Here is a 20,693-nt window from a genome sequence, read left to right as displayed (position 1 = left end):
CCGCTGTTTCAGGCGCTGAGCGAGTAGATCAACGCCGAAATGGCCACCAGGCCCACCAGCGTCACGAAGACGTTGGAGGCTTGGCCACGGTAACGCGCCATCGCCGGTACTTTGCGGATCGCGTACATCGGCATCAGGAACAGAATCGCCGCGATGACCGGGCCACCGAGGGTTTCGATCATGCCGAGAATGCTCGGGTTCAGGGTCGCGACGACCCAGCAGACCACCAGCATGAACGCTGCGGTCATGCGGTCCAGGGTCTTCGGCGCCGGGCGTTTGCCGCTCTTGACGATCAAGCCCTTCAAGCCTTCGCTGGCGCCGATGTAGTGGCCCAGGAATGACTTGGAAATGGCCACGAAGGCAATCAACGGCGCCGCGAAGGCGATGGTCGGGTTGCTGAAGTGGTTGGCCAGGTACGACAGGATCGACAGGTTCTGTGCCTTGGCTTCCGCCAGTTGCGCCGGCGACAGGGTCAACACGCAGCTGAAGACGAAGAACAGCACCATCACCACCATCAAGAGGTGGGCGCGGGACAGGATCTGCGAACTGCGCTCTTGGGCATGCGTGCCGTAGCGACGTTTCTGGTCCACCGCGAACGCCGAAATGATCGGCGAATGGTTGAACGAGAACACCATCACCGGAATCGCCAGCCACAGGGTGTGCAGCAGCGCCGACGACTCAGGCAGCGTGGACGCGGTGCTGAGGATGCCGCCATTCCAGTGAGGAATCAGGAACACCGCCAGGAACAGCAGCGCGACGATGAACGGATACACCATCAGGCTCATGGCCTTAACGATCACCTGCTCACCGCAACGCACCACCGCCAGCAGGCCGAGAATCAGCACGAACGACAGCACGGCGCGCGGTGGCGGCATGATGTGCAGCTGATGTTCGAGGAAACTGCCCACGGTGTTGGTCAGGGCCACGCTGTAGATCAGCAGGATCGGGAAGATCGCGAAGAAATACAACAAGGTGATCAGCGCGCCGGCCTTAATGCCGAAATGTTCTTCCACCACTTCGGTGATGTCTGCACCTTCACGACCGGACAGCACAAAGCGGGTCAGGCCACGGTGCGCGTAAAACGTCATGGGGAACGCCAGCAATGCCAGGATCAGCAACGGCCAAAAGCCGCCCAGCCCCGCGTTGATGGGTAAAAACAGGGTACCGGCCCCGATTGCCGTGCCAAACAGGCCCAGCATCCAGGTGGTGTCATGGCGATTCCAGCTTTCGAGGCTCGCTGGTATCGCCGCTACATAGCGTTCGTCGACGCTATTGGCCTGATCATTCATCCGGTCGGATCTCCGCTTTCCGGTCACTTGCCACTCGGTCAGGACGCGTCGGAAAAAACCGACAGACATGCTCCGGCCGAAACAGGGGCGGGATTCTCCGCGATAAACGAGCAGAAGCAAAGGCTTAGCTGAGCAATGGTTGTGCGGAGCAGATCAAAGGCCTGTCGCTTTTAGAAAAATAATTGTCGGCAGCGGGTATGCGATGTGTCGTTTTCTGACACGCTTTAGTAAACCCTAATGTACGGTGTGCCTGACGAACCGCAGCGCCTGACTTTACGACTGCTGCTCAGCCGAACGCAGGCTCGACAGCTGCTGCGGCAATTTCATCGCGGACAAATCCTCTCCACCTGCCGCGCACTGATCTAGTGTTGTATCTAAGAAGCTCGCCGGTATCGCCAACGCCTGCACAGGTGCTTGCCAACCAATAGCCTATGATCTCGGACCATTGCCAATCTGCTCTGGAGTCAGCAATCTGACGCGACGTTCGAGCCCCACACTCCGCTGCCCACAGGAGCCCAGCATGACCGCAACCGTTCTGGTACTGGTTGAAACCATCAATGAATACCTGCCGATTCTCGAACATCAGGGGTTTCATTTGATCCTGGCCCCAACCCCGGCCGAGCGCGCTGCCGCCATTGCCCGGCAGGGCAGCCAGATCGATGCGGTGCTGACGCGTGGCCCGTTGGGCCTGTATGCCAATGAAATCGCCGCCCTGCCCAACCTCAAGATCATCTGCGTGATCGGCGCCGGTTACGAACACGTCGACCTGCAGGCCGCCGTCAACCGGGGCATCACTGTCACCAATGGCGCCGGCGTCAATGCCTCCTCCGTTGCCGATCACGCCATGGCGTTGCTGCTGGCACTGGTTCGTGACATCCCTCGGGCAGATGCTGCCGTCCGTCGGGGCGAGTGGCCGAAGATCATGCGTCCTTCGCTGGCCGGCAAACACATAGGCATCCTCGGCCTCGGTGCCGTTGGCCTCGCTATCGCCAAACGTGCCGCCAACGGCTTCGATATGAGAGTGAGCTACCACAACCGCCAGCATCGCAGCGATGTGCCGTACAGCTATTGCTCGACGCCTACCGAGCTGGCACGCCAATCAGACTTTCTGATAGTTGCCACCCCGGGCGGGATCGGCACCCAACACCTGATCAACCGGCAAGTGCTCGACGCCCTGGGGCCCAACGGATTCCTCGTCAACATCGCCCGAGCCAGCGTGGTCATCACGGCGGACCTGATCACCGCGCTCGAACAGCGGCGGATCGCCGGTGCCGCGCTGGATGTCTTCGACCACGAACCCCAGGTACCGGACGCCCTCAAGGGGTTGGCCAACGTGATTCTGACTCCGCATGTCGCCGGATTGTCCCCGGAGGCCACCCAAGGCACCGTCGAGCTGGCCGGCAAAAACCTGACGGCGTTTTTTTCCGGTCAACCGGTACTGACGCCCATCGCGTTACCGCCACCGTCGACAACCACCCGGCTCAATCACTAAAGAACGCCCAACAGTGTCCAGAGTCGTCGGGATTCGGCATCGGCGCTGATCAGTTCGCCCAGCAGCTCGCTCAGGGGCTTGTTGCCCCACTCCACACCCCGCTTGATCAGATAGGGCACCGGGCTGTGGGGTTCGGTGCGCGCCAGGTACTCGGCGATCAGCAGCAATTGCCGGTACGCCTCTTCACGATTCGCCGGTTCGCTGAACACTTGGGGCACTGCAAGGACTTCAGACGCGGCGGTCGGGCTGGGGCTCGATGCAGCCACCACTGGCGTTTCGACCGGAGGCGCCGGGGTCGGTTTTCGTGGATGCATGGCGATAAACTCCTGAACCAGGGTCAACAACGCGTCGATCACGTCCTGCAGCGCCTTGAAGCCTGGGGCCTGATTCCCGAGAAAAGCGTCGCTCCACACCTCCAGGCGCTGCAAGTGCTGCTGACTGAGCAGCAGACTGCCCTGGCTGCGCAACCAGAATGACAACGGTGTGGCACGAATCTGTTCGGTGATTTTTTTCTGTTCGTTGCGCGCGTTCTCGGCCGAGGTCTTGGCCGCTTTACTGTCGCTGCCCTGCACCTGTTGCAACTGCAACCGGCGCCAGGCGTCCAGACAGAAGCCGTCGAATTCGTGGTTGTGCGGTTCGAACAACGGCACTCGGGTCAGCAACACTTCAGCGTAGCGTCGAGCCAACCATTCCAGCGGTATCACTCGCCACGACAGGTCGCCATCCTCAGCCTGTGGGTGCAGGTGTTCGGGATAGCGTTCGCACAACCCGGCCACCAGCGCCAGGCTGCCCGGCAACCCATCGAGCCCGTCCTGATGCAGCCAGGCCTCCCCCAGCCAGGCGCTGAGCATCAAATCCTTGCTGCGCTCGAGCAGCAGGCTCGTGGCCAGTTTTTCCAGTTCCGGCCACTGGGCGCGCTTGATCGACGACTGCCACACCCCCGTCGGCAAACTGGTGTCATCCTCGCGGCGCAATTCGCGCAACCGGTCGAACTCGGGTTCATAACGCAAATCCTGACCACAAGGCGCCTCCTTGCTGATCGGTTCGAGCAGTTGCGTAATCAGTTCCGGCAACGGTGTTGATGGTTGATTCACAGGCCCTCCTCCTCATGGGATTCAATCGCCGCGGTCGAGCGCGTCATCAGGAACGGTGAACGCGGAGCCCGGGTCGGCAAGGGCTGAATGGACAACGGCAATTTCGAGCCCTGGGTCATCAACGACAGGCGCACAAACATCAGGGTTTGCTCCGCTGCGCTGGCCTGCGTGGTCACGGGCAGGCGCAAGGTCAACGGAAAATCCGTGTAGTCCAGGTTCGGCTGGCGCTGCACCGACACGTGCGAACGCATCAAGCGCAACAGCGACCATGGACCGCTGTACTCCCAACCCGCTTCCAGATCACGCACCACCAGGCTCGGCTGTAACGGATCGTTGGCCGGACGCTGATAGCCATTTCTGGCCCAACGCAAGGTCAGCCGGACTGGTTGGCCGACCATCCAGCGCAGGTTCTGCTGAGCCTCGCCGGGATAGCTGATTTGTTGATTCCCGGCATTCAAGCCCCAGGCAATCACCTGGTCGGCACCGCGCTCTTCCTCCCGATCGGTACGCCAGCGCACATCCATCTCCACCCCCAGCACGCCGCTCTTGTCGCGCACGAACATCGGCCCCAGCCAGGTGCTGGCTTGCTTCAGACGATTGAGAAAGTCCTCGGCGGCCAGGCGTTCCGGGGTCTGGCTCAGAGCCAATCCGGCCTGCGCCACCGGCAAACGCTTGTCGATCAGCTCCAGCAAATGCTGGACCCGGGCCGGGTCGGCGTCGCTGGCCTGCAAGCCATTGGCAAACGGAAAGCGCTCTGCCAGGTACTGGTTGAAATAATTGGCCAACTCATTCCAGGCCGCCGCAGCCTGCTGCTGTTGCAGGAACTGGCAGCGTTGCATGGCGGTTTGTTGCAGATCCACGGCGCGCAATGCCAACGTTCCGCGCCCACCGGACAGGTTGGCGGTTTGCAGGATCTGGCCACAGGACGCGACGTCCATTTCGATGAAGTCGCGGCTCACCAACTGCTCGATCTGCGCTGGCGAACTGGCGGGGTTCTGTTCTTTGTATTTGAGCAGTTCATCGTTGAGCGCACTGAACTGCGTCACCCGTTCGTAATCCAGCGCCGAGAGGTTCTGTTGCTGGACTTTCAGCCATTCCAGCGCCGAAGTGCGGCGTTCGGTGATGCCGAGCATGGTATTGAACTGCTGCTTGAGGCTCAGTTTCAGATCCTGAACGTCATTGGCGCCATACAGTTGCAGGCCGAAGTTTTTCGAGCCGTCCCACTGGCTGATTTCGGTGCGCCCGCTGAACAGCGGCTGGGCGACGATTTCATCGAGGCCACTGACGATGTCGGCCAGGGCGCGGCGGTTCAAAGCGGTTTGCAAACGCGTGGCCAGATCGCTGCGGCGCACTTCGACAAAAGCCTTTTGCAAGGCAATCGCCTGAGAGGCCTGCACATTGAAGACACCACTTTGGACCTGCGCATTGTGCTCGCGCAGGCTCGACAACATGGCCTTGACCACCGCGCCTTCGGCCGCTTGCAGCAACGCGCCGCGATACGCCGGGGGGATGCGCGGCAGCTCTTCGGCGGCATAACTCTTGTAACTGGCGAAGTAGTTCAGCGCACTGTCGAGGTCGTCGCCATCAACACCGCGCCCCTGCCCATCCGGGACGTCGGACTGATCCGCCTGCAAGGCGATGGCGACGAAATCACGCTTGAACAGTGCCTGCACCGCGTTGTTCAACTGCACCACATGCTCCTGCAAGACCAGTTGCCCGCTGCCTTGCTGAATCAGCAAATTGTCCCTGGCCCCGGTCTGGGTGATCCACTGGTCACGAAAGCTCTGCTGCAACTTCGACGCCTGTTGATCCAGTTGCTGTTCGACCTGCGGGCCAAGCAATGTGCTTTGGCGCACCTTGTCCATCATCGCCCGGTAACCGGGCACCAGATCCTGTCCCTTGCCCCGGCTCCACGCCGAGTTGGTCAAGCCGACCAGCGCTTGCAGGTCGTCGATCAACGCCCGTAGATCTTCCAGCTCGGTGAGGGAATTGCCGCTGCCGACCTCCAGCCGCTCCAGGTGCAAACGTAGATAACCGGCCTGACGGACAAAGTTATCGGCAAGGAAATACTGGTCCAGCCAGCGCTCCATGAGCCCGAGGAAGTTTTCCTCGATCTGCGCGCGCTCGACGGTCAGGTCAAGTGGTTTCAACTCACTGTTGTCGACATCCAGCAGCGCCCGGTTGTAAAAACCGGCGCGGTGCAACGTGCCAGCGTTGAGGTTCAGCGACAGGGCGTTGTTGCTCAGCAACACCAGGTCTTCGAGCGGCGCCTTGGTGTTGTTCAGCGCCTGACTGAACCACTGGTTCTGCTGCTCCAGACTCACCGCACGCTCGACCAGCTCCGTGGCCTTGACGTAGTTTTGCCATTGGGCCGGGTCTTCGCTTTCGACGTTGCCCCGTCGTTCGGTGTTGCGAATGGTCTTGAGTTGCGCCAGATCCGCGCTCAACAGATCGCGCAGCGGCAACAACAAGTGACTTTGTGCGGTCAGGCGCAATTCGTTCTCCAACTGCGCATCCAGCGAGGAGAACCAGGAGGTCGGAAACACCACCGAGGTGAAGCGCCAGCGCTGCGCCTTCTCCAGCACCCGCCAGAAACCCTGGACGTTGCGCCGGGTCGCCTCCCGCCGATGAGATTCATCCGTGACCGCCACGTAATTTTTCTGCGCCCCTTGCATCAGGCGCGACAACTCATGGGCATCCTTTTCCGAGTCCTGCCACACCCACAGCATGCCAGCGCCCCAGAGCAGCGCGACCACCAGCGCCACCCCACCGGTCACGCGCTGCCAGCGCTGACGCAGGCGTAACAGACGCGGCACCACCTGAGCCAGACCGCGCTCGGCGACCACCCGCCGCTGCCACAGTTGCCGGGCGAAAGCGCTCTGCTGCAAGCCGGTGTCGTAGGCCGAAAACCCGTCGGTGCTGTCATCCGAGGGCTGGTTGGCGGTGAAATAAACCCCGCGAAAACGCGGTGCTTCGCCTTGCGCATTACCCTGGAAAACCGGTTCCAGCAAGGATTGCAGATTGCGCCGCAAGGCTTCGAAGCGTTCCGGCAAGCCGTACAGATCGACGCTCAATTGCCCGGACAAGGCGCCGATTTCGATGATCGATTCCGCCAGGGCCCGGTTGACCTGATCCAGCGCCTGATCGCTCCATTGCGCCTGCCACACCGCATCGGGCCCGTGGGGCGAGGACCAGCCGAGCGTACGTTCGCGAGCCTCGACCGGCAGCGCGCTAATCAACTCCTGAAAACCCGGCAACTCTTCCATGCCGGTAACGACCACGTACACCGGCAGACTCAAACCGAAGCGCTGCAATAGATCGATAAAACGTCGACGCGCCGCCAGGCCGAGGGCCGCCGCCTGCTCGGCATTGCCCAGCCGACTGATCGGCACCGTCCAGATCACGCCGTCCAGCGGACGCTGACTGCGCAAGCGCAGGATCAAACCCAGCAAGCGCCACCAGCCACCCCGTTGCAGGTGCATGCCTTCATCCGGCAAAAACAGCGCCTGGGGCACCACCAATACGGCACCTTCGGGGTCCGACCACCAGCGACCGAACCAGCCCGGTTTGTCGGTGGGCTGCAAGCGCCACTGGGTGCACAACTGCGTGCCCTGAATCTCATTGCCGAGCATCAGCAGCCAGGGAATCTGGTAGCGATCCTGGGTGCCCTGCTCCTGCTCCATCTGCCGCACCGCCAGGTAAAAACTGCGGATCGCCGCGCCGCTTTGCGTGCGCAACCACCAGACCGCCACGGCGACGATCGCCAGCACCAACAGCACGACGATGATCAGGCCGATAATCCCCGGCGTGCTCATGAGTCTTGCTCCGAGGTGGCCACCGAATCGGTCAGTTGCAAGACCGGTTCGAGCTCCTGGCGAATGTCACGCCAGAACAACTGCCCCAACCCGGTCAGCAGCAGGACCACGGCAAGAATTCCCAACCCCAGGCGAAAGCCATCGGGCAACGAAAGACGCACCGGCAATTGCAGCGGCGTCACCGCCGAAGGTTGTTCGAGCCGGGCGCTGACATCGGCATAATCCGCCTCGTGCTGCCAGGCAAAGGTGAACAGCGCCAGGCGCCATTTTTCATGCTGGGCCTGATTCTGTTCACCCCGCAGACGCCCCTGAAAGCCCAGCACCAGGCACTGCAAATAGACATTGGCCAGATCGCGAGTGGTAGGGATTTGCTCATCCAGCAGTTCCTTGATCGCCAACGGTATCCGCTCGCCGGCCTGACGACTGGAGTACATCCGCGATTCCAGGGGTTTATCCTGCCAGGCCGACTGGCCCGGCCACGACGTGAACAGCAAGGTTTCATCGACCAGCGCGACAAAGGCATAAACCAGCGCTTTGACTTGTTCGGTGGCGGCATCACCGACTTTGGCAAAAGCCGTTCGCCAGAGTCGCTGGGAGATTTGCGTGGAGAGTTCGACCACCGCTTCCACCAGCGCTTCGTCTTCGCTGTCCTTGGGCAACTGGCTCCAGTCCTGGAACCATTGCTGCCAGGCCTGGCGAAAAGCACTGCTCAGCGGCGCTTCGTTGAGGCCTCGTGTACCTGTCCCGGCATTCCCCTCAGACATATGACGTTCCTTCCTCGATCAAGCACTTTCACTCGCCTGGGCCACAAACAACACCACTTGCCATGGACTGCTGGCCAGCCTGGAAGCCGGTGCGGCAATCAGCAACGGCAACTGCCCGTCGAACCATTGGCCTTCGGCCGTCACCACGAACAACCGCGTATCGTCGCCGACGCCGTAGGCCACTTGCTCATTGCGACTCATGGCCTGATGGGACAAACCGCTCATTCGCTGACGGCTGAGCAACGGGATGTGCGGCTGCGAGGCGATGATCGCTCCGCTCAGCCATTCGCTGGCGGCCTGTTCGCTGGCGCCATTGGGCATGCGCAAACCGATGACCAGCCGTTGGCTCGGTTGGTCGTCGGGCAATTGAATCGAGAAGGATTGTTCGTTGCGCTCGAACGCCAGGCTGCGATAGCCGGCGCGGATCAGTTCGAGGGTCTTTTCCAGCCAGTCGAGCACCGTTTCATAGCCGCGCTGCAACTCCAGAAAATCCAGCGGGGTGAACGCCGGAACACCCGCCAATGGATCGAGCGCCGACCAGGCGCCGGTCAGCCCGAGCAACGAGCCATACAGCGCCTGCGGCGTGGCCACGCGACTGTTCAGCAGACCTTCGACTTCCGGCAACCGCGCCCACAGCGCGGTCAACTGACGCCGGATTTCCATCGAATCATCCTGATTGCCGGCCTGCTGCGCCTGGCGCAAGCGACCGGCGAGGAACATGCATTTCTCCCGCGCCCTGGCACACAGTCCCGCCACGCGCCGGCCCACCACCGATTCGGGTAACAGGCACGGCGTCGGTGGTGTGTAAGGCAACGCAAGAAAACCGCCGCCTTCCTTGCGAATCCTCAGCAGCGGCAGGCACACGGAATCGGCCTTGTTCAGTTGCGTGCACAAACGCGGATTCGGGCGCCACACCGTGATCGATTCGGGGTACTCGCCGCTGGTGAGATCCGGCAGCGCATCGCCGACGACAGACTGCAATCGCCCCTTGAGCGGCAGTAACTGACCGGCACGCCACAGCGGACTGACCGCCAGGTAAACGGTGACAGTGGCGTTGTCCGTGGCGTCGATCGCTTCACTGACGTCGAGCTCCAGCATCGGCCCGACACCGGCCTGCAAATTGACCGGCAAACCGTCCGGCAACGTCGCCTGCAAATTGAGCAGGCGCACCAGCCCGGCGCTCAGTGCCGAGGGATCGAATTCAACGCGGGTCACGCCCCAGAACCACGGATTACATGCTTGGGCGAAATGCGCTACCAACGCCTCGGCCCGGAGCCCTTGCAACTGAAAATGCTGGGGCAGCAGCTGCATGCCCTCATGCCAGCAAACCGCGTCAGGAAGCAGACTCATACGATTCCCTTCGACCTCTTGTGGTGCCTGACTTGAACATCAGCCCTTGTGGGAGCAATCCTGTGTTCAGTTCGGGTGGTCGCTGACCAGTGTCATCTCGCGACTGTCGAACTTGAGCCAGGCGTTGCTTTGATCGTCCAGCCGCAACCGGTGTGCTCCGGGAGTGGTATAGCTGGCGAAGACTAAAAGTCCAGCCGCCCGCTTCCCCCCCAGCGGAAAGGGTTGTTTGTCGATGAATTGACCCGGCACCAGCTCCAGTCCCCAGACTGTCATCAGCTGTCGGTAGTCGCGCTGATACTGCTCACGCTCGGCGAACCACTGGCGGGCGGTGATACCCGACAATTGCTTGAGCAGATCTGCGTCGTTCACCGCAATGAAGTCCACCGCAATAGGGGTGTCGTCGTTGGCGCGGGGCGCGACGTCCAGCGTCAGGTTATCGAGATCGACGCGAGGACCGAACAACGAACACCCGGCGAGTGAGAGGAGCAGAACCAAAGAAAAGAGACGTGCGTACAAAATGAATTTTCCTTTTCTCGACACGGTCCAAAAACGTTTTTCGTTTGCTTTTTTATAGACCTGTTCTAGCGTCTTGGGTAGTTCGGTCGGCACGACGAATTCGGAAGGTTCGTCAAAGGAATGACAGGTCCTCTGCCCTCCCTTTCTAACCTACGGTCCAGTAAGGGAATGCGATGAAACGGGCCTCCCGATGCATTGCTCCCGCCTCATGCATCGGAGTCAGCCACCATGGCAGAAAGTACTCAGCACAAGCTAGACAGGGTTCGCCCACCCCGGGTGCAAATCACCTACGACGTCGAAATCGGCAACGCGATCGAGAAGAAAGAATTGCCATTGGTTGTCGGTATTCTTGCCGACCTCTCCGGCAAGCCTCTCGAACCACTCCCGAAATTGAATGAACGGCGTTTCACCGAAATCGACCGCGACAACTTCAATGAAGTCCTCGCCTCGATCGGCCCGCGCGCCACCTTGCAGGTCAACAACACCCTCAGCGGCGACGACAGCAAGCTCAACATCGAGCTCAACTTCAAACACATCGATGACTTCGACCCGGTCAAGGTGGTCGAGCAAGTCACGCCGCTGCGGCGTCTGTTCGAAGCTCGCCAGCGTCTGCGCGACCTGCTGACCAAACTCGACGGCAACGATGATCTGGACAAGCTGTTGCGTGACGTCATTGCCAACACCGAGGGACTGCAAGAGATCAAGTCGGCTCGTCCGGACACCGCCGCTCCCGCTCCTGCTGGCGACAGCGAAGCACCGGCTGAACCGCAAGCCTGATCGCTCATCCACCCAGGGAGAATTTTGCCATGCCCGCCTCATCCGCCGCCCAGACCCAAGCCAGTGACAGTGCAAGCGAGACCTTGTCCTTGCTCGATGAAATAATCGCCAAAGGCCGCATGGCCCATGACGACAGCCAACAGGATTACGCCCGCGACATGCTCGCGGAATTCGCCACCCAGGTCCTCGATGAAGGCATGGCCGTCGACAAGGACACCGTGGCGATGATCAACGACCGCATCAGCCAGATCGACGAGCTGATCAGCGCTCAACTGAACGAAGTGCTGCACCACCCGGACCTGCAGAAACTTGAAGCCTCCTGGCGCGGCCTGCACTTGTTGGTTAAGAACACCGAGACCAGTTCCCGGCTGAAATTGCGCCTGCTCAACGTGACCCAGAAAGAGCTGCAGAACGACCTGGAAAAAGCCGTCGAGTTCGACCAGAGCGCGCTGTTCAAGAAGATCTACGAAGAGGAATACGGCACCTTCGGCGGCCACCCGTTCAGCCTGTTGGTGGGTGACTACACCTTCGGCCGGCACCCGCAGGACATCGGCCTGCTGGAGAAACTGTCGAACGTCGCGGCGGCCGCCCATGCGCCATTCATTGCCGCCGCCAGCCCTCGGTTGTTCGACATGAACAGCTTCACCGAACTGGCCGTGCCACGGGATCTGTCGAAAGTGTTCGAGAGCCAGGAGCTGATCAAGTGGCGCTCGTTCCGTGAAAGCGAAGATTCGCGCTACGTATCGTTGGTGCTGCCGCACTTCCTGCTGCGCCTGCCTTACGGTCCTGACACGTCGCCGGTGGAAGGCATCAACTACGTCGAAGACGTCAACGGCAGCGACCACGGCAAATACCTGTGGGGCAATGCAGCGTGGGCCTTGTCGCAACGGATCACCGAAGCCTTCGCCAAATACGGCTGGTGCGCGGCGATTCGCGGTGCCGAAGGCGGTGGTGCGGTGGAGGGCCTGCCGGCCCATACCTTCCGTACAACCTCCGGCGACCTGTCGCTCAAATGCCCGACCGAAGTGGCGATCACCGACCGCCGCGAGAAAGAGCTCAACGACCTCGGTTTCATCGCCCTGTGCCACAAGAAAAACAGCGACGTGGCGGTGTTCTTCGGCGGCCAGACCACCAACAAATCCAAGGTCTACAACACCAACGAGGCGAATGCCAACGCGCGGATTTCGGCGATGCTGCCGTACGTGCTCGCGGCCTCGCGTTTCGCGCACTACCTGAAGGTGATCATGCGCGACAAAGTCGGCAGCTTCATGACCCGCGACAACGTGCAGACCTACCTCAACAACTGGATCGCCGACTACGTGCTGATCAACGACAACGCGCCGCAAGAGATCAAGGCGCAGTACCCGTTGCGTGAAGCCCGGGTGGATGTGACCGAGGTCGCCGGCAAGCCCGGAGCCTACAAGGCCACGGTGTTCCTGCGGCCGCACTTCCAGCTTGAGGAACTGACCGCGTCGATCCGCCTGGTCGCGACCCTGCCGCCACCGGTAGCCGCCTGACCTGCCTCCCGCCGGGGTCAACCCGGCGGGATTCCCCTGCTTATCTAGCACGATTACTTTCAGGAGTTTCATGCGATGGATGCAATCATTCTCGACCTCGGCGGCGACATCAAAGGCGATAGCTTGCTTGAGGGTTACAAGGACAAGATCGAAGTCATGTCCTACAGCCACAACGTGGCCATGCAGGTGACCAACGACGTCAGCAACTCGGAGCGCACCTCCGGCAAGCCGCACATCGGCGAGTTCACCCTGACCAAATTCGTCGACAGCTCGACGCCCTCCCTCAACGAATATTGCTGCGCCGGCAAACCGATCCCGGAAGCCAAGATCACCATCGGCCGTAACGCCGCCGAAGGCAGCGGTCAGTTGATGCCGTTCATCATCTACACCCTGACCAACGTGGTGCTGTCCAACGTCAGCGTCAGCGGCGGCACGGGTGGCAAACCGGTGGAAACCATTTCCCTGAACTTCACCAAGATCAAGTGGGAGCTCACCGCCCAGAAAGACGACGGCACCAAGGAAGGCACGGCCGCCTCGACCTGGGACATGGCCGCCAACAAGCTCGTCAAGTAAGCGGACGCGTCGGCCATGGCAGGCACCGGCATGCTCCCACCGTTGTTCGAGCGCCTCGCCGCCAGCGAGGTCGACACCGTGCAGGTGTTCGATCGCCAGGGGCTGCTCGACTCGGTGCACACGGAGTTGCTGCGCCTGTTCAACACCCGACGCGGCTCACGTCCGCTGACCTCTCCGCCGAGCATTCTCGACTACGGCATCGCTGACTGGACTGCCTTGCAACAGCAGCGCAGCGATGACCGTCGTCAGTTGGCGCGGGAAGTGCGCGAGGCGATCACCCATTTCGAACCGCGCCTGCAACTGGGCGAGGTCCAGGTCAATCCGGTCCCCGGCCATCCGCAGCAATTGAGCATTCGGCTGGTGGGCGAGTTACGCAGCGGCCAGCAGCACTGGCCCGTGGCCTTTGTCATCGAGAAGGCCAGCCATGGTCTTGAGGTGCGTCATGAGCGACTCGATTGACCCGCAACTGCTCGATTACTACCAACGCGAACTGACCTGGCTGCGCCACGCCGGGAGCATTTTTGCCGAGCGTTATCCCAAGGTCGCCAGACGCCTGGAACTGTCCCCCGGTGAATGCCCCGACCCGCATGTCGAGCGGCTACTTGAAGGTTTCGCCTTGCTCGCGGCACGCCTGCAACGGCGACTCGATGACGACTATGCCGAGTTCAGCGACGCCTTGCTCGAACAGCTGTACCCGTTGGCCATGCGGCCGCTGCCGTCCTGCGCGATCGTGCAGTTCGAGCCGGACCCGAGTAAGGGCAACCTGAACGATGGTTATCCATTGCCCCGCGACACACCGCTATTCGTCACCACCAGCAAAGGCGAGAGCATCCACTTTCGCACCAGCGCTGCGGTTCGATTGTGGCCGGTGGAAATCAACGAAGCGCTGCTGCTGGGCAGCGATGAAGCACAGGCCCTGACCGGTGTGGCGCAGGCGCGTTCGGCCTTGCGCCTGAGCCTGCGTTGCCTGGGTGAGAGCCAGTGGTCGACGCTGGCCATCAAACAATTGCGCGTGCACCTGGCCGCCTCACCGGTGATCAACGCCTGCCTGTATGACCTGCTCGGCGCCCACGCGGTGAAGGTGCTGGCCGGACCGGTCGGCAGCGTGCCGGTCATGCTGGAGGGGTTGCCGCAAATCGTCGGTTTTGCCAGCGACGAAGTGCTGTTGCCGGACGAGGACGGCGTGCATCCAGGCATGCGCCTGCTCGCCGAGTACTTTGCGTTCCCGGACAAATTCAACTTCTTCGACATTCCATTGGCCGGCGCCGCCAGCGACAGCCAGACGCTGTACCTGTACATCGTGTTCGACCGCGCCCCGGCCAACCGCCTGCACCTTCAGGCCAGCGACTTCGCCCTGGGCTGCGCACCGGTGATCAACCTGTTTCCACGAACCTCGGAACCACTGCGCCCGGACGGCACCCGCAGCGAGTATCGCCTGGTCGCCGACAGTCACCGGGAAAACAGCGTCGAGATCCACAGCATCCGCGCCATGCGCGCCAGCTCAAGCCAGGGCGTGCAACGGGTGCCAGCGTATTACGGCAGTCAGCATATCGGCGGCGACAAACAATGCTATTGGCATGCGCGGCGGGTCAGCGGCATGACCCCGAATCGCCTGGGCACCGACCTGATGGTGAGCCTGGTGGACACCCGGCTCGATCCATTGACCGAGACCAGCGAATACAGCCTCACCGCCGAACTGCTGTGCACCAACCGGCACCTGGCCCAGAGCCTGCCCGCCGGCACGCCCCTGGGTTTCGAACGACCGGGGCCGGTGGCCTGGGCCCGTTTGCGTAACCCGCCGAGCCCGCAGAGTTTGCCGCGACTGGACGGCGAATCGCGCTGGCGGCTGGTGTCGCAACTGACCCTCAATCATTTGTCACTGGTCGAGGGGTCGCAGGCGCTGGATGCCCTCAAGGAAATCCTCCAGTTGCACAACCTGCGTGACGAGGCCAGCGCCTTGCGGCAAATCGACGGCTTGTTGAGCCTCGGCTGCGAACGGGTGATCGCCCATGTCGGCGAAGACGCGTGGCGCGGCTGGCGCAATGGGCTGGAGGTCCGGCTGCAACTCGACCCACAGCATTTCGTCGGCAGCAGCGCCGTGTTGTTCTCAGCGGTGCTGGCGCAGTTCTTTTCACTCTATGCCACGGCCAATCGCTTCGTGCGCACGGTTCTGGTCCAGTCAGACAAGGAGGTCAAGACATGGCAACCCCAAGCCGGCATGCCGCTGTCCCTCTGAGTCTGAGTCAGAAGCTGCGGCGTGATCCGCAGGCGTTCGAGTTGTTGCAGGCGTTGTTGCTGCTGGAACGCGAACACCCGCAAGCCGAATCCCTGGGCAGCGGCACCGCCCCTCAAGCGGAAGCCTTGCGCCTGCGCGGGCCGTTGACGCCGCTGTTTTCCGCCAGCGAAATCGAAAGTCTGACCCTGGACGCGGGCCAGCCACCGACGCTCACGACACCAGTGTTTGGCCTCGGCGGGCCGGACGGCCCCCTGCCCTACGCCTATCAGGAATGGCTGCAACAACGGGCCCGGGCCAAGGACTATGCCCCGGCCGAATTCCTCGACCTGTTCCAGCATCGCTTGCTCAGCCTGCTGTACAAGGTGATGCGCAAACACCGGATCGCCGTCGGCTTCACAGCCCCCGGCGCATCGCCGGTGCAGGCGCAACTGCGGGCGCTGACCGGGCTGTTGCCCAAAGCCTTGCAGGAGCGCCAGGCCGTACCCGACTCTGCGGTACTGGCGTGCAGCGCGCTATTTGCCGACGGTCGTCGTTCCCTGGCCGGTTTCGCCGCGATCGTGCGCGAGCACTTCGAACTGCCAGTAGAACTCAGCGCCTATGAAGGTGCCTGGCGGGAAATCCCACCGGCCAGTCGCAGTCGACTGCAACCGGGCGGGCGCAACCTGCAACTGGGTCGTAACGCGGTGGCCGGCACTCGGGTCTGGGATGAACACGCCGGCATCCGCCTGACCCTTGGCCCACTGACCTCGGCGCAGGCGGCGCGGTTTCTGCCGGACGGTGAAGCCCATCCGGCACTGGCCAGTCTCAGCGCGCTGTATTTCGGCCCCGACCTGGATTGCACACTGGTGCTGTTGGTGCGCGGTGCCAGTCCGATGAAACTCGGTCGTCAGGCCCCGCCCTTGCTCAGTTGGAACGGCGGCCTGCAACGCCAGACCAGCCTTGCCGTGCAACGGATCGAAACCCGCCTTCGTCAGCTGGAGATCACCTGAACATGGAACTGGCCAGCCTGATCGGACGCCTCAACCCGGACAACCGCCGCGCCCTCGAACGGGCCGCGCAGCGCTGCCTGCAACGGGGTCATCATTACGTCGAAATCGAACACTTGCTGCTGGAGTTGCTGGACATCGAGGGCGGTGACTTCGCCTGGCTGCTGCCGCGTTTCGGACTGGAGCGCGATGCCCTGACGGCGGAAATCAACAAGGCCCTGGAACTGTTCAAATCCGGCAGCACCCGCACCCCGGCGCTTTCGGCGCACACCATCGGCCTGCTTGAAGACGCGGTGGTTCAGGCCAGTGTGCTTGGCCTGGAGAGCATCCGCTCCGGTTTGCTGCTGCTGGCCCTGCTCGACCGTGATGAACGTCGCAGCCTGCTGCTCAATAGCGCCTCGTCGCTGTTGAAAATTCCACGGGAAGCCTTGCGCAGTAATTTGCTGGAGTGGACCGAAAACTCGCGCGAACACGTTGGCGGCACGCGGCCGGTCAGTGCCGGCCATCCGCAACCGAAACAGGATTCGGTGCTCGACCAGTTCACCCAGGACCTGACCGCCGATGCCCACGCCGGGCGCATCGACCCCATCGTCGGCCGCGACGGCGAGATTCGTCAGTGCATCGACATCCTGCTGCGCCGTCGGCAGAACAACCCGATCCTGGTCGGCGCACCGGGGGTGGGCAAAACGGCGGTGATCGAAGGCCTGGCGTTGCGCATTGCCGCCGGGGATGTGCCGCCGTCGTTGCAGGAAGTCAGCCTGCGGGTACTCGACCTCGGTCTGTTGCAAGCTGGCGCCGGGGTCAAGGGCGAGTTCGAGCAGCGCCTCAAAGGCGTGATCGACGCGGTGCGCAGCGCCGACAAACCGATCATTCTGTTCATCGACGAAGCCCACACGCTGATTGGTGCTGGCGGCGCGGAAGGCGGCAGTGACGCGGCCAACCTGCTCAAACCGGCGCTGGCCCGTGGCGAGTTGCGCACCCTGGCCGCGACCACCTGGCTTGAGTACAAAAAATACTTCGAGAAAGACCCCGCCCTCGCCCGGCGATTTCAGTTGGTGCAAGTCGAGGAGCCGGACGAAATCACCGCAGTAGAAATGCTCCGTGGCGTGGCTGCGAAACTGGAACAGCATCACGGTGTGCAGGTGCTCGACGCGGCGATCCACGAAGCGGTGAAACTGTCCCACCGCTACATCTCCGGGCGCCAGTTACCGGACAAGGCCATCAGCGTGCTCGACACCGCGTGTGCCCGGGTCGCCCTCGGCCAGCATGACGTGCCGCCACCGCTGGAAAGCCTGCGTCACCGCCAGCAAAGCCTCAAGGAGGAAGTCGAACGCCTGCGCCGCGAACAGGCCACCGGGCTTGATCACCGTGAACGCATCACCCTGCTGGAAACCGAATCCGTGGGTAACGTGCAGGCCATTCGCGAACTGGAAACCCGCTGGAACGAAGAACGGATCGCCGTGCGCGAACTGCTGGAAACCCGTCGCGAATTACTCACCTTGAGCGAACGCGCCGACAACGACAAACCGGACGAAGCCACCGACAGCCGCATCGATCATCTGGCCGCCGAACTGGTACGCCTGGAGGCCGGTCTGGACGCCATTCGCCAGGATGATCCGCTGGTGCCGGAACAGGTCGACGGCAAAACCGTGGCTGCGGTGATCGCCGGCTGGACCGGCATCCCGGTGGGCAAGATGCTCGCCGACGAAGCCCATGCCGTGCGCACCCTCGGCCAGCGCATGGGCCTGCGCGTCATGGGCCAGAGCACCGCGCTGAACACCATCGCCCAACGCCTGCAAGCCTACCGCGCCGGCCTCACCGACCCACAGAAACCGGTCGGCGTGTTCCTGCTGGTCGGCCCCACCGGCGTCGGCAAAACCGAAACCGCTTACGCCCTGGCCGACGCGCTGTATGGCGGCGAACGCAACTTGATCAGCATCAACCTTTCCGAATACCAGGAAGCCCACACCGTCAGCCAACTCAAAGGCGCCCCACCCGGCTACGTCGGCTACGGCAGCGGCGGTGTACTCACCGAAGCGGTGCGGCGCAAACCCTATTCGGTGGTGCTGCTCGACGAAATCGAAAAGGCCCATCCGGACGTGCTCGAAGCCTTCTACAACGTCTTCGACAAAGGCGTGATGGAAGACGGCACCGGGCTGGTGGTGGACTTCAAAAACACCGTAATGCTCGCCACCAGCAACGTCGGGGCTGAGTTGCTGCTCGACACACCGACCGCTCAACTGGGCACCGATGCCTTCAACGAAGTGCTGCATCACGTGCTGCTGAAAGCCTTTCGCCCGGCGTTTCTGGCGCGCATGACGGTGGTGGCGTATCGACCGCTGGATGAAGCGACGCTGGAAGGGATTGTGTTGGCGAAGCTGGAGAAATTGCGCAGCCGGTACAAGGCCGCGACCGGCAAGCAGTTTGAGTTCGATGCCGGGATCGTGCAGGCGGTGTTGGCCAAGTGCAGTGCTGCCGGGGCGAGGGATGTCGAGAATGTGTTGATGACCCAGGTGACGGGGAAACTGGCGGAGTGGGTGTTGGAATAACTGGAGGAGAAGGAAATGCCAGCCTTTATGCTAAGTTCCGGGTATATAGGAACACAAACCGACTACACCCAGATCAGCCATTATTTTGCTGGACTGACCTGGCCCTCCGAAGTACTGACCGTCTATATAACAAACGGTTGGCACACCGGCTTTGAAAGCCGCTATCGGCAAACAGCATCAGGCGGACTCGAGACCTACCTCGCCGAAGTGACTTACTGCGGCTATCGCATAAACTCTGACAGCGCACCAAAACAGCATTTTTATATCAACTAAAAAACTCACAAAGCACCACACGCGATGTCGAACAAACAGGAGTAACACCACATGCTCGGTGCCAGTTCCAGTTCCAGCTCAAGCCCCGCAGAAAAGCCAGACAAGGCAGTAGAATTCGAAATGTTATTGAATCGTGCCTACAGCGACACCACTTTCCAGAAAATAAATGCTGTTCTGGATGATGAGTCGTTACTGGGTAATGATATTTGCACCGCCGTCATGCAAGGGGTCGTCAAGCGGCTATGTGGCGTTGAATACAAAACCAACACTAAATACTGCGCTGCCATCAATGAAAGTTCGGCAGACGGCTTGTACACCGCCGTATTGAATTTCGGACAAGACATCAATACCGACGGCCCAATACAAGCCTGGGAGCACGGTTTGACCTTCCAAAAGGTCGGAAACGAAACGATCCTCTACCAAGGCTGGGTTAGTATTTTCAATTTGCGCCAGTGGTTGACCGGAACCAGCATCGGCATCTGTTCCCCCATGCTGGGATACTCACCCGCCCGCTGTGTCGGAAATGACATCAATAACTTCATCAAAAAAATAAATGATCTGAAGGCCAACCTCAGCGCCTCTACCAGCGCGGAAGAGTTCGCACAGATTTTGTGTGCGCCGTTCATGACGTATGACAAACGCGCCAAGGAGTGCAATGTGGCCAGGCTTCTTTTTCACAATCGAGACCAATTCAAATGCCATTGGAAGTACTTCCACTTCCAGGGGGAGAAACCCATCGAAAAGAAAGGCGCCTGCGTCATGATGTAACTGCGGGGAGCATCGAAACATGAGAATCGCCAGTTTCAACATCGAAAAAAACGGCAAATCTTCCACTCTGGACAAACAAACTCAGGTCGAGTTTTTTATCAGCAAGTGCTGTTCAAGCGATGACTGGGACGCGGACATTATTTTTCTATGCGAAATACACTCAGCCCAGACGGACAACTACGCGTCATACTTGGCCAGCGTCTATTCCCATTACCGTGTCTGCCCCTTCACCGGTGGCTACTCGAACGGCTACATCGTCATGGTCAAAAGTTTTGAAGCATTGCAAGTGTGCAGTCAGGGCAGCTTGCATGGTTTGAATCGGGATCTGATTGCCGTCGAAGCTGCCGGTGTGAACGGCTACACCGGTTATGTATTTCTGGCGCATTTCAAATCATGCCAGACCGGGCTGACCAAAAGCCAACTCAAATCCTGTACCGCCCTGGGTGGAAACTGGGTGGCCACGGGCGACCTGAATATGGAATATCAAAATGTCGGGCAACTCGATACAGCAGGGCTCGCATACGAATGCTGGGGAGGTCGACAGACCCAAAGCAAGGGCGGAATCCTGGACTGGGTACTGGCTTCGGTTGATGTGCAAGTCGTCCCGGTTGACATCACCCACCTGGACACCGTGTTTGATATGAGCGGCCCCGATCATCGCCCCATTCTTTTTGATGTCAGAACCTGAAAAGAG

The 20,693-nt window shown here is 61.1% G+C and carries 17 protein-coding genes; 11 read left to right on the top strand and 6 right to left on the bottom strand.

The window, feature by feature from the left end; genetic code table 11:
• Positions 1–8: 8 nt before the first annotated feature.
• Positions 9–1,289, bottom strand: coding sequence for a serine/threonine transporter (locus F475_RS06925; protein ID WP_111453524.1), 1,281 nt, complete (start codon positions 1,287–1,289; stop codon positions 9–11).
• 520 nt (positions 1,290–1,809) lie between these two features.
• Here F475_RS06925 and F475_RS06920 point away from each other — a divergent pair.
• The gene (locus F475_RS06920; RefSeq protein WP_111453523.1) at positions 1,810–2,781 is read left to right on the top strand and encodes a 2-hydroxyacid dehydrogenase; all 972 of its coding nucleotides are present in this window, start codon (positions 1,810–1,812) and stop codon (positions 2,779–2,781) included.
• On the opposite strand, the gene tssA is transcribed toward F475_RS06920, so the two are convergent.
• The 5 genes from tssA to F475_RS06895 all read right to left on the bottom strand — a co-directional run bounded on the left by tssA (position 2,778) and on the right by F475_RS06895 (position 10,320).
• A complete protein-coding gene (gene tssA / locus F475_RS06915; RefSeq protein WP_111453522.1) occupies positions 2,778–3,875 on the bottom strand; it encodes a type VI secretion system protein TssA in 1,098 nt (365 codons plus the stop codon). The genes F475_RS06920 and tssA overlap by 4 nt on opposite strands.
• Positions 3,872–7,690, bottom strand: coding sequence for a type VI secretion protein IcmF/TssM N-terminal domain-containing protein (locus tag F475_RS06910; protein WP_111453521.1), 3,819 nt, complete (start codon positions 7,688–7,690; stop codon positions 3,872–3,874). Before F475_RS06910 ends, tssA begins: the two co-directional genes overlap by 4 nt.
• Entirely contained in the window at positions 7,687–8,454 is a 768-nt protein-coding gene (locus F475_RS06905; RefSeq protein ID WP_111453520.1) for a DotU family type IV/VI secretion system protein, read from the bottom strand. The genes F475_RS06910 and F475_RS06905 overlap by 4 nt, the downstream gene beginning before the upstream one ends.
• A gap of 18 nt (positions 8,455–8,472) precedes the next feature.
• Complete coding sequence (gene tssK, locus F475_RS06900; protein ID WP_111453519.1) at positions 8,473–9,804, bottom strand: type VI secretion system baseplate subunit TssK; 1,332 nt, start codon at positions 9,802–9,804, stop codon at positions 8,473–8,475.
• A 66-nt stretch (positions 9,805–9,870) separates the two neighbouring features.
• Positions 9,871–10,320 carry a hypothetical protein gene (locus F475_RS06895; protein WP_007937709.1) on the bottom strand — a complete coding sequence of 150 codons (450 nt, stop codon included), beginning with the start codon at positions 10,318–10,320 and terminating at the stop codon, positions 9,871–9,873.
• A gap of 228 nt (positions 10,321–10,548) precedes the next feature.
• On the opposite strand from F475_RS06895, the gene tssB reads away from it, so the two are divergent.
• The 10 genes from tssB (at position 10,549) to F475_RS06845 (ending at position 20,687) form a co-directional block, all read left to right on the top strand.
• On the top strand, positions 10,549–11,097 hold the full coding sequence (gene tssB, locus F475_RS06890; RefSeq protein ID WP_026331704.1) for a type VI secretion system contractile sheath small subunit: 549 nt from the start codon (positions 10,549–10,551) through the stop codon (positions 11,095–11,097).
• A gap of 29 nt (positions 11,098–11,126) precedes the next feature.
• Entirely contained in the window at positions 11,127–12,614 is a 1,488-nt protein-coding gene (gene tssC, locus F475_RS06885) for a type VI secretion system contractile sheath large subunit (RefSeq protein WP_019648924.1), read from the top strand.
• Positions 12,615–12,689: 75 nt separating this feature from the next.
• Complete coding sequence (locus F475_RS06880) at positions 12,690–13,187, top strand: Hcp family type VI secretion system effector (protein WP_007937704.1); 498 nt, start codon at positions 12,690–12,692, stop codon at positions 13,185–13,187.
• Positions 13,188–13,202: 15 nt separating this feature from the next.
• Positions 13,203–13,646, top strand: coding sequence for a type VI secretion system baseplate subunit TssE (tssE, locus tag F475_RS06875; protein ID WP_111453518.1), 444 nt, complete (start codon positions 13,203–13,205; stop codon positions 13,644–13,646).
• Positions 13,630–15,423: a type VI secretion system baseplate subunit TssF gene (gene tssF / locus F475_RS06870; protein ID WP_111453517.1), complete on the top strand. Its 1,794-nt coding sequence runs from the start codon at positions 13,630–13,632 to the stop codon at positions 15,421–15,423. Before tssE ends, tssF begins: the two co-directional genes overlap by 17 nt.
• Complete coding sequence (gene tssG / locus F475_RS06865; RefSeq protein WP_111453516.1) at positions 15,387–16,412, top strand: type VI secretion system baseplate subunit TssG; 1,026 nt, start codon at positions 15,387–15,389, stop codon at positions 16,410–16,412. The genes tssF and tssG overlap by 37 nt, the downstream gene beginning before the upstream one ends.
• Before the next feature lie 2 nt (positions 16,413–16,414).
• Positions 16,415–18,958 (top strand): type VI secretion system ATPase TssH, encoded by a 2,544-nt coding sequence (gene tssH / locus F475_RS06860; protein WP_111453515.1) that lies wholly within the window; start codon positions 16,415–16,417, stop codon positions 18,956–18,958.
• 15 nt (positions 18,959–18,973) lie between these two features.
• Positions 18,974–19,231, top strand: coding sequence for a hypothetical protein (locus tag F475_RS06855; protein ID WP_018929669.1), 258 nt, complete (start codon positions 18,974–18,976; stop codon positions 19,229–19,231).
• 51 nt (positions 19,232–19,282) lie between these two features.
• The gene (locus F475_RS06850) at positions 19,283–19,999 is read left to right on the top strand and encodes a hypothetical protein (protein WP_111453514.1); all 717 of its coding nucleotides are present in this window, start codon (positions 19,283–19,285) and stop codon (positions 19,997–19,999) included.
• 19 nt (positions 20,000–20,018) lie between these two features.
• The gene (locus F475_RS06845) at positions 20,019–20,687 is read left to right on the top strand and encodes an endonuclease/exonuclease/phosphatase family protein (RefSeq protein ID WP_111453513.1); all 669 of its coding nucleotides are present in this window, start codon (positions 20,019–20,021) and stop codon (positions 20,685–20,687) included.
• Positions 20,688–20,693: the final 6 nt, after the last annotated feature.

The sequence above is a fragment of the Pseudomonas sp. URMO17WK12:I6 genome (assembly GCF_003253625.1).
GTDB lineage: Bacteria > Pseudomonadota > Gammaproteobacteria > Pseudomonadales > Pseudomonadaceae > Aquipseudomonas.
The sequence above is the reverse complement of the archived record's forward strand: the minus strand, read 5'-3'. Positions and strand labels throughout refer to the sequence as shown.

What these genes read in the sequence shown, in the direction of transcription:
- tssH (WP_111453515.1), top strand. Translation starts at nt 16,415, where the DNA reads ATGGAACTGGCCAGCCTGATCGGACGCCTCAACCCGGACAACCGCCGC.
- F475_RS06920 (WP_111453523.1), top strand. Translation starts at nt 1,810, where the DNA reads ATGACCGCAACCGTTCTGGTACTGGTTGAAACCATCAATGAATACCTG.
- F475_RS06880 (WP_007937704.1), top strand. Translation starts at nt 12,690, where the DNA reads ATGGATGCAATCATTCTCGACCTCGGCGGCGACATCAAAGGCGATAGC.
- tssG (WP_111453516.1), top strand. Translation starts at nt 15,387, where the DNA reads ATGGCAACCCCAAGCCGGCATGCCGCTGTCCCTCTGAGTCTGAGTCAG.
- tssB (WP_026331704.1), top strand. Translation starts at nt 10,549, where the DNA reads ATGGCAGAAAGTACTCAGCACAAGCTAGACAGGGTTCGCCCACCCCGG.
- tssK (WP_111453519.1), bottom strand. Translation starts at nt 9,804, where the DNA reads ATGAGTCTGCTTCCTGACGCGGTTTGCTGGCATGAGGGCATGCAGCTG.
- F475_RS06855 (WP_018929669.1), top strand. Translation starts at nt 18,974, where the DNA reads ATGCCAGCCTTTATGCTAAGTTCCGGGTATATAGGAACACAAACCGAC.
- tssC (WP_019648924.1), top strand. Translation starts at nt 11,127, where the DNA reads ATGCCCGCCTCATCCGCCGCCCAGACCCAAGCCAGTGACAGTGCAAGC.
- F475_RS06850 (WP_111453514.1), top strand. Translation starts at nt 19,283, where the DNA reads ATGCTCGGTGCCAGTTCCAGTTCCAGCTCAAGCCCCGCAGAAAAGCCA.
- F475_RS06845 (WP_111453513.1), top strand. Translation starts at nt 20,019, where the DNA reads ATGAGAATCGCCAGTTTCAACATCGAAAAAAACGGCAAATCTTCCACT.
- F475_RS06910 (WP_111453521.1), bottom strand. Translation starts at nt 7,690, where the DNA reads ATGAGCACGCCGGGGATTATCGGCCTGATCATCGTCGTGCTGTTGGTG.
- F475_RS06925 (WP_111453524.1), bottom strand. Translation starts at nt 1,289, where the DNA reads ATGAATGATCAGGCCAATAGCGTCGACGAACGCTATGTAGCGGCGATA.
- tssF (WP_111453517.1), top strand. Translation starts at nt 13,630, where the DNA reads ATGAGCGACTCGATTGACCCGCAACTGCTCGATTACTACCAACGCGAA.
- tssE (WP_111453518.1), top strand. Translation starts at nt 13,203, where the DNA reads ATGGCAGGCACCGGCATGCTCCCACCGTTGTTCGAGCGCCTCGCCGCC.
- F475_RS06905 (WP_111453520.1), bottom strand. Translation starts at nt 8,454, where the DNA reads ATGTCTGAGGGGAATGCCGGGACAGGTACACGAGGCCTCAACGAAGCG.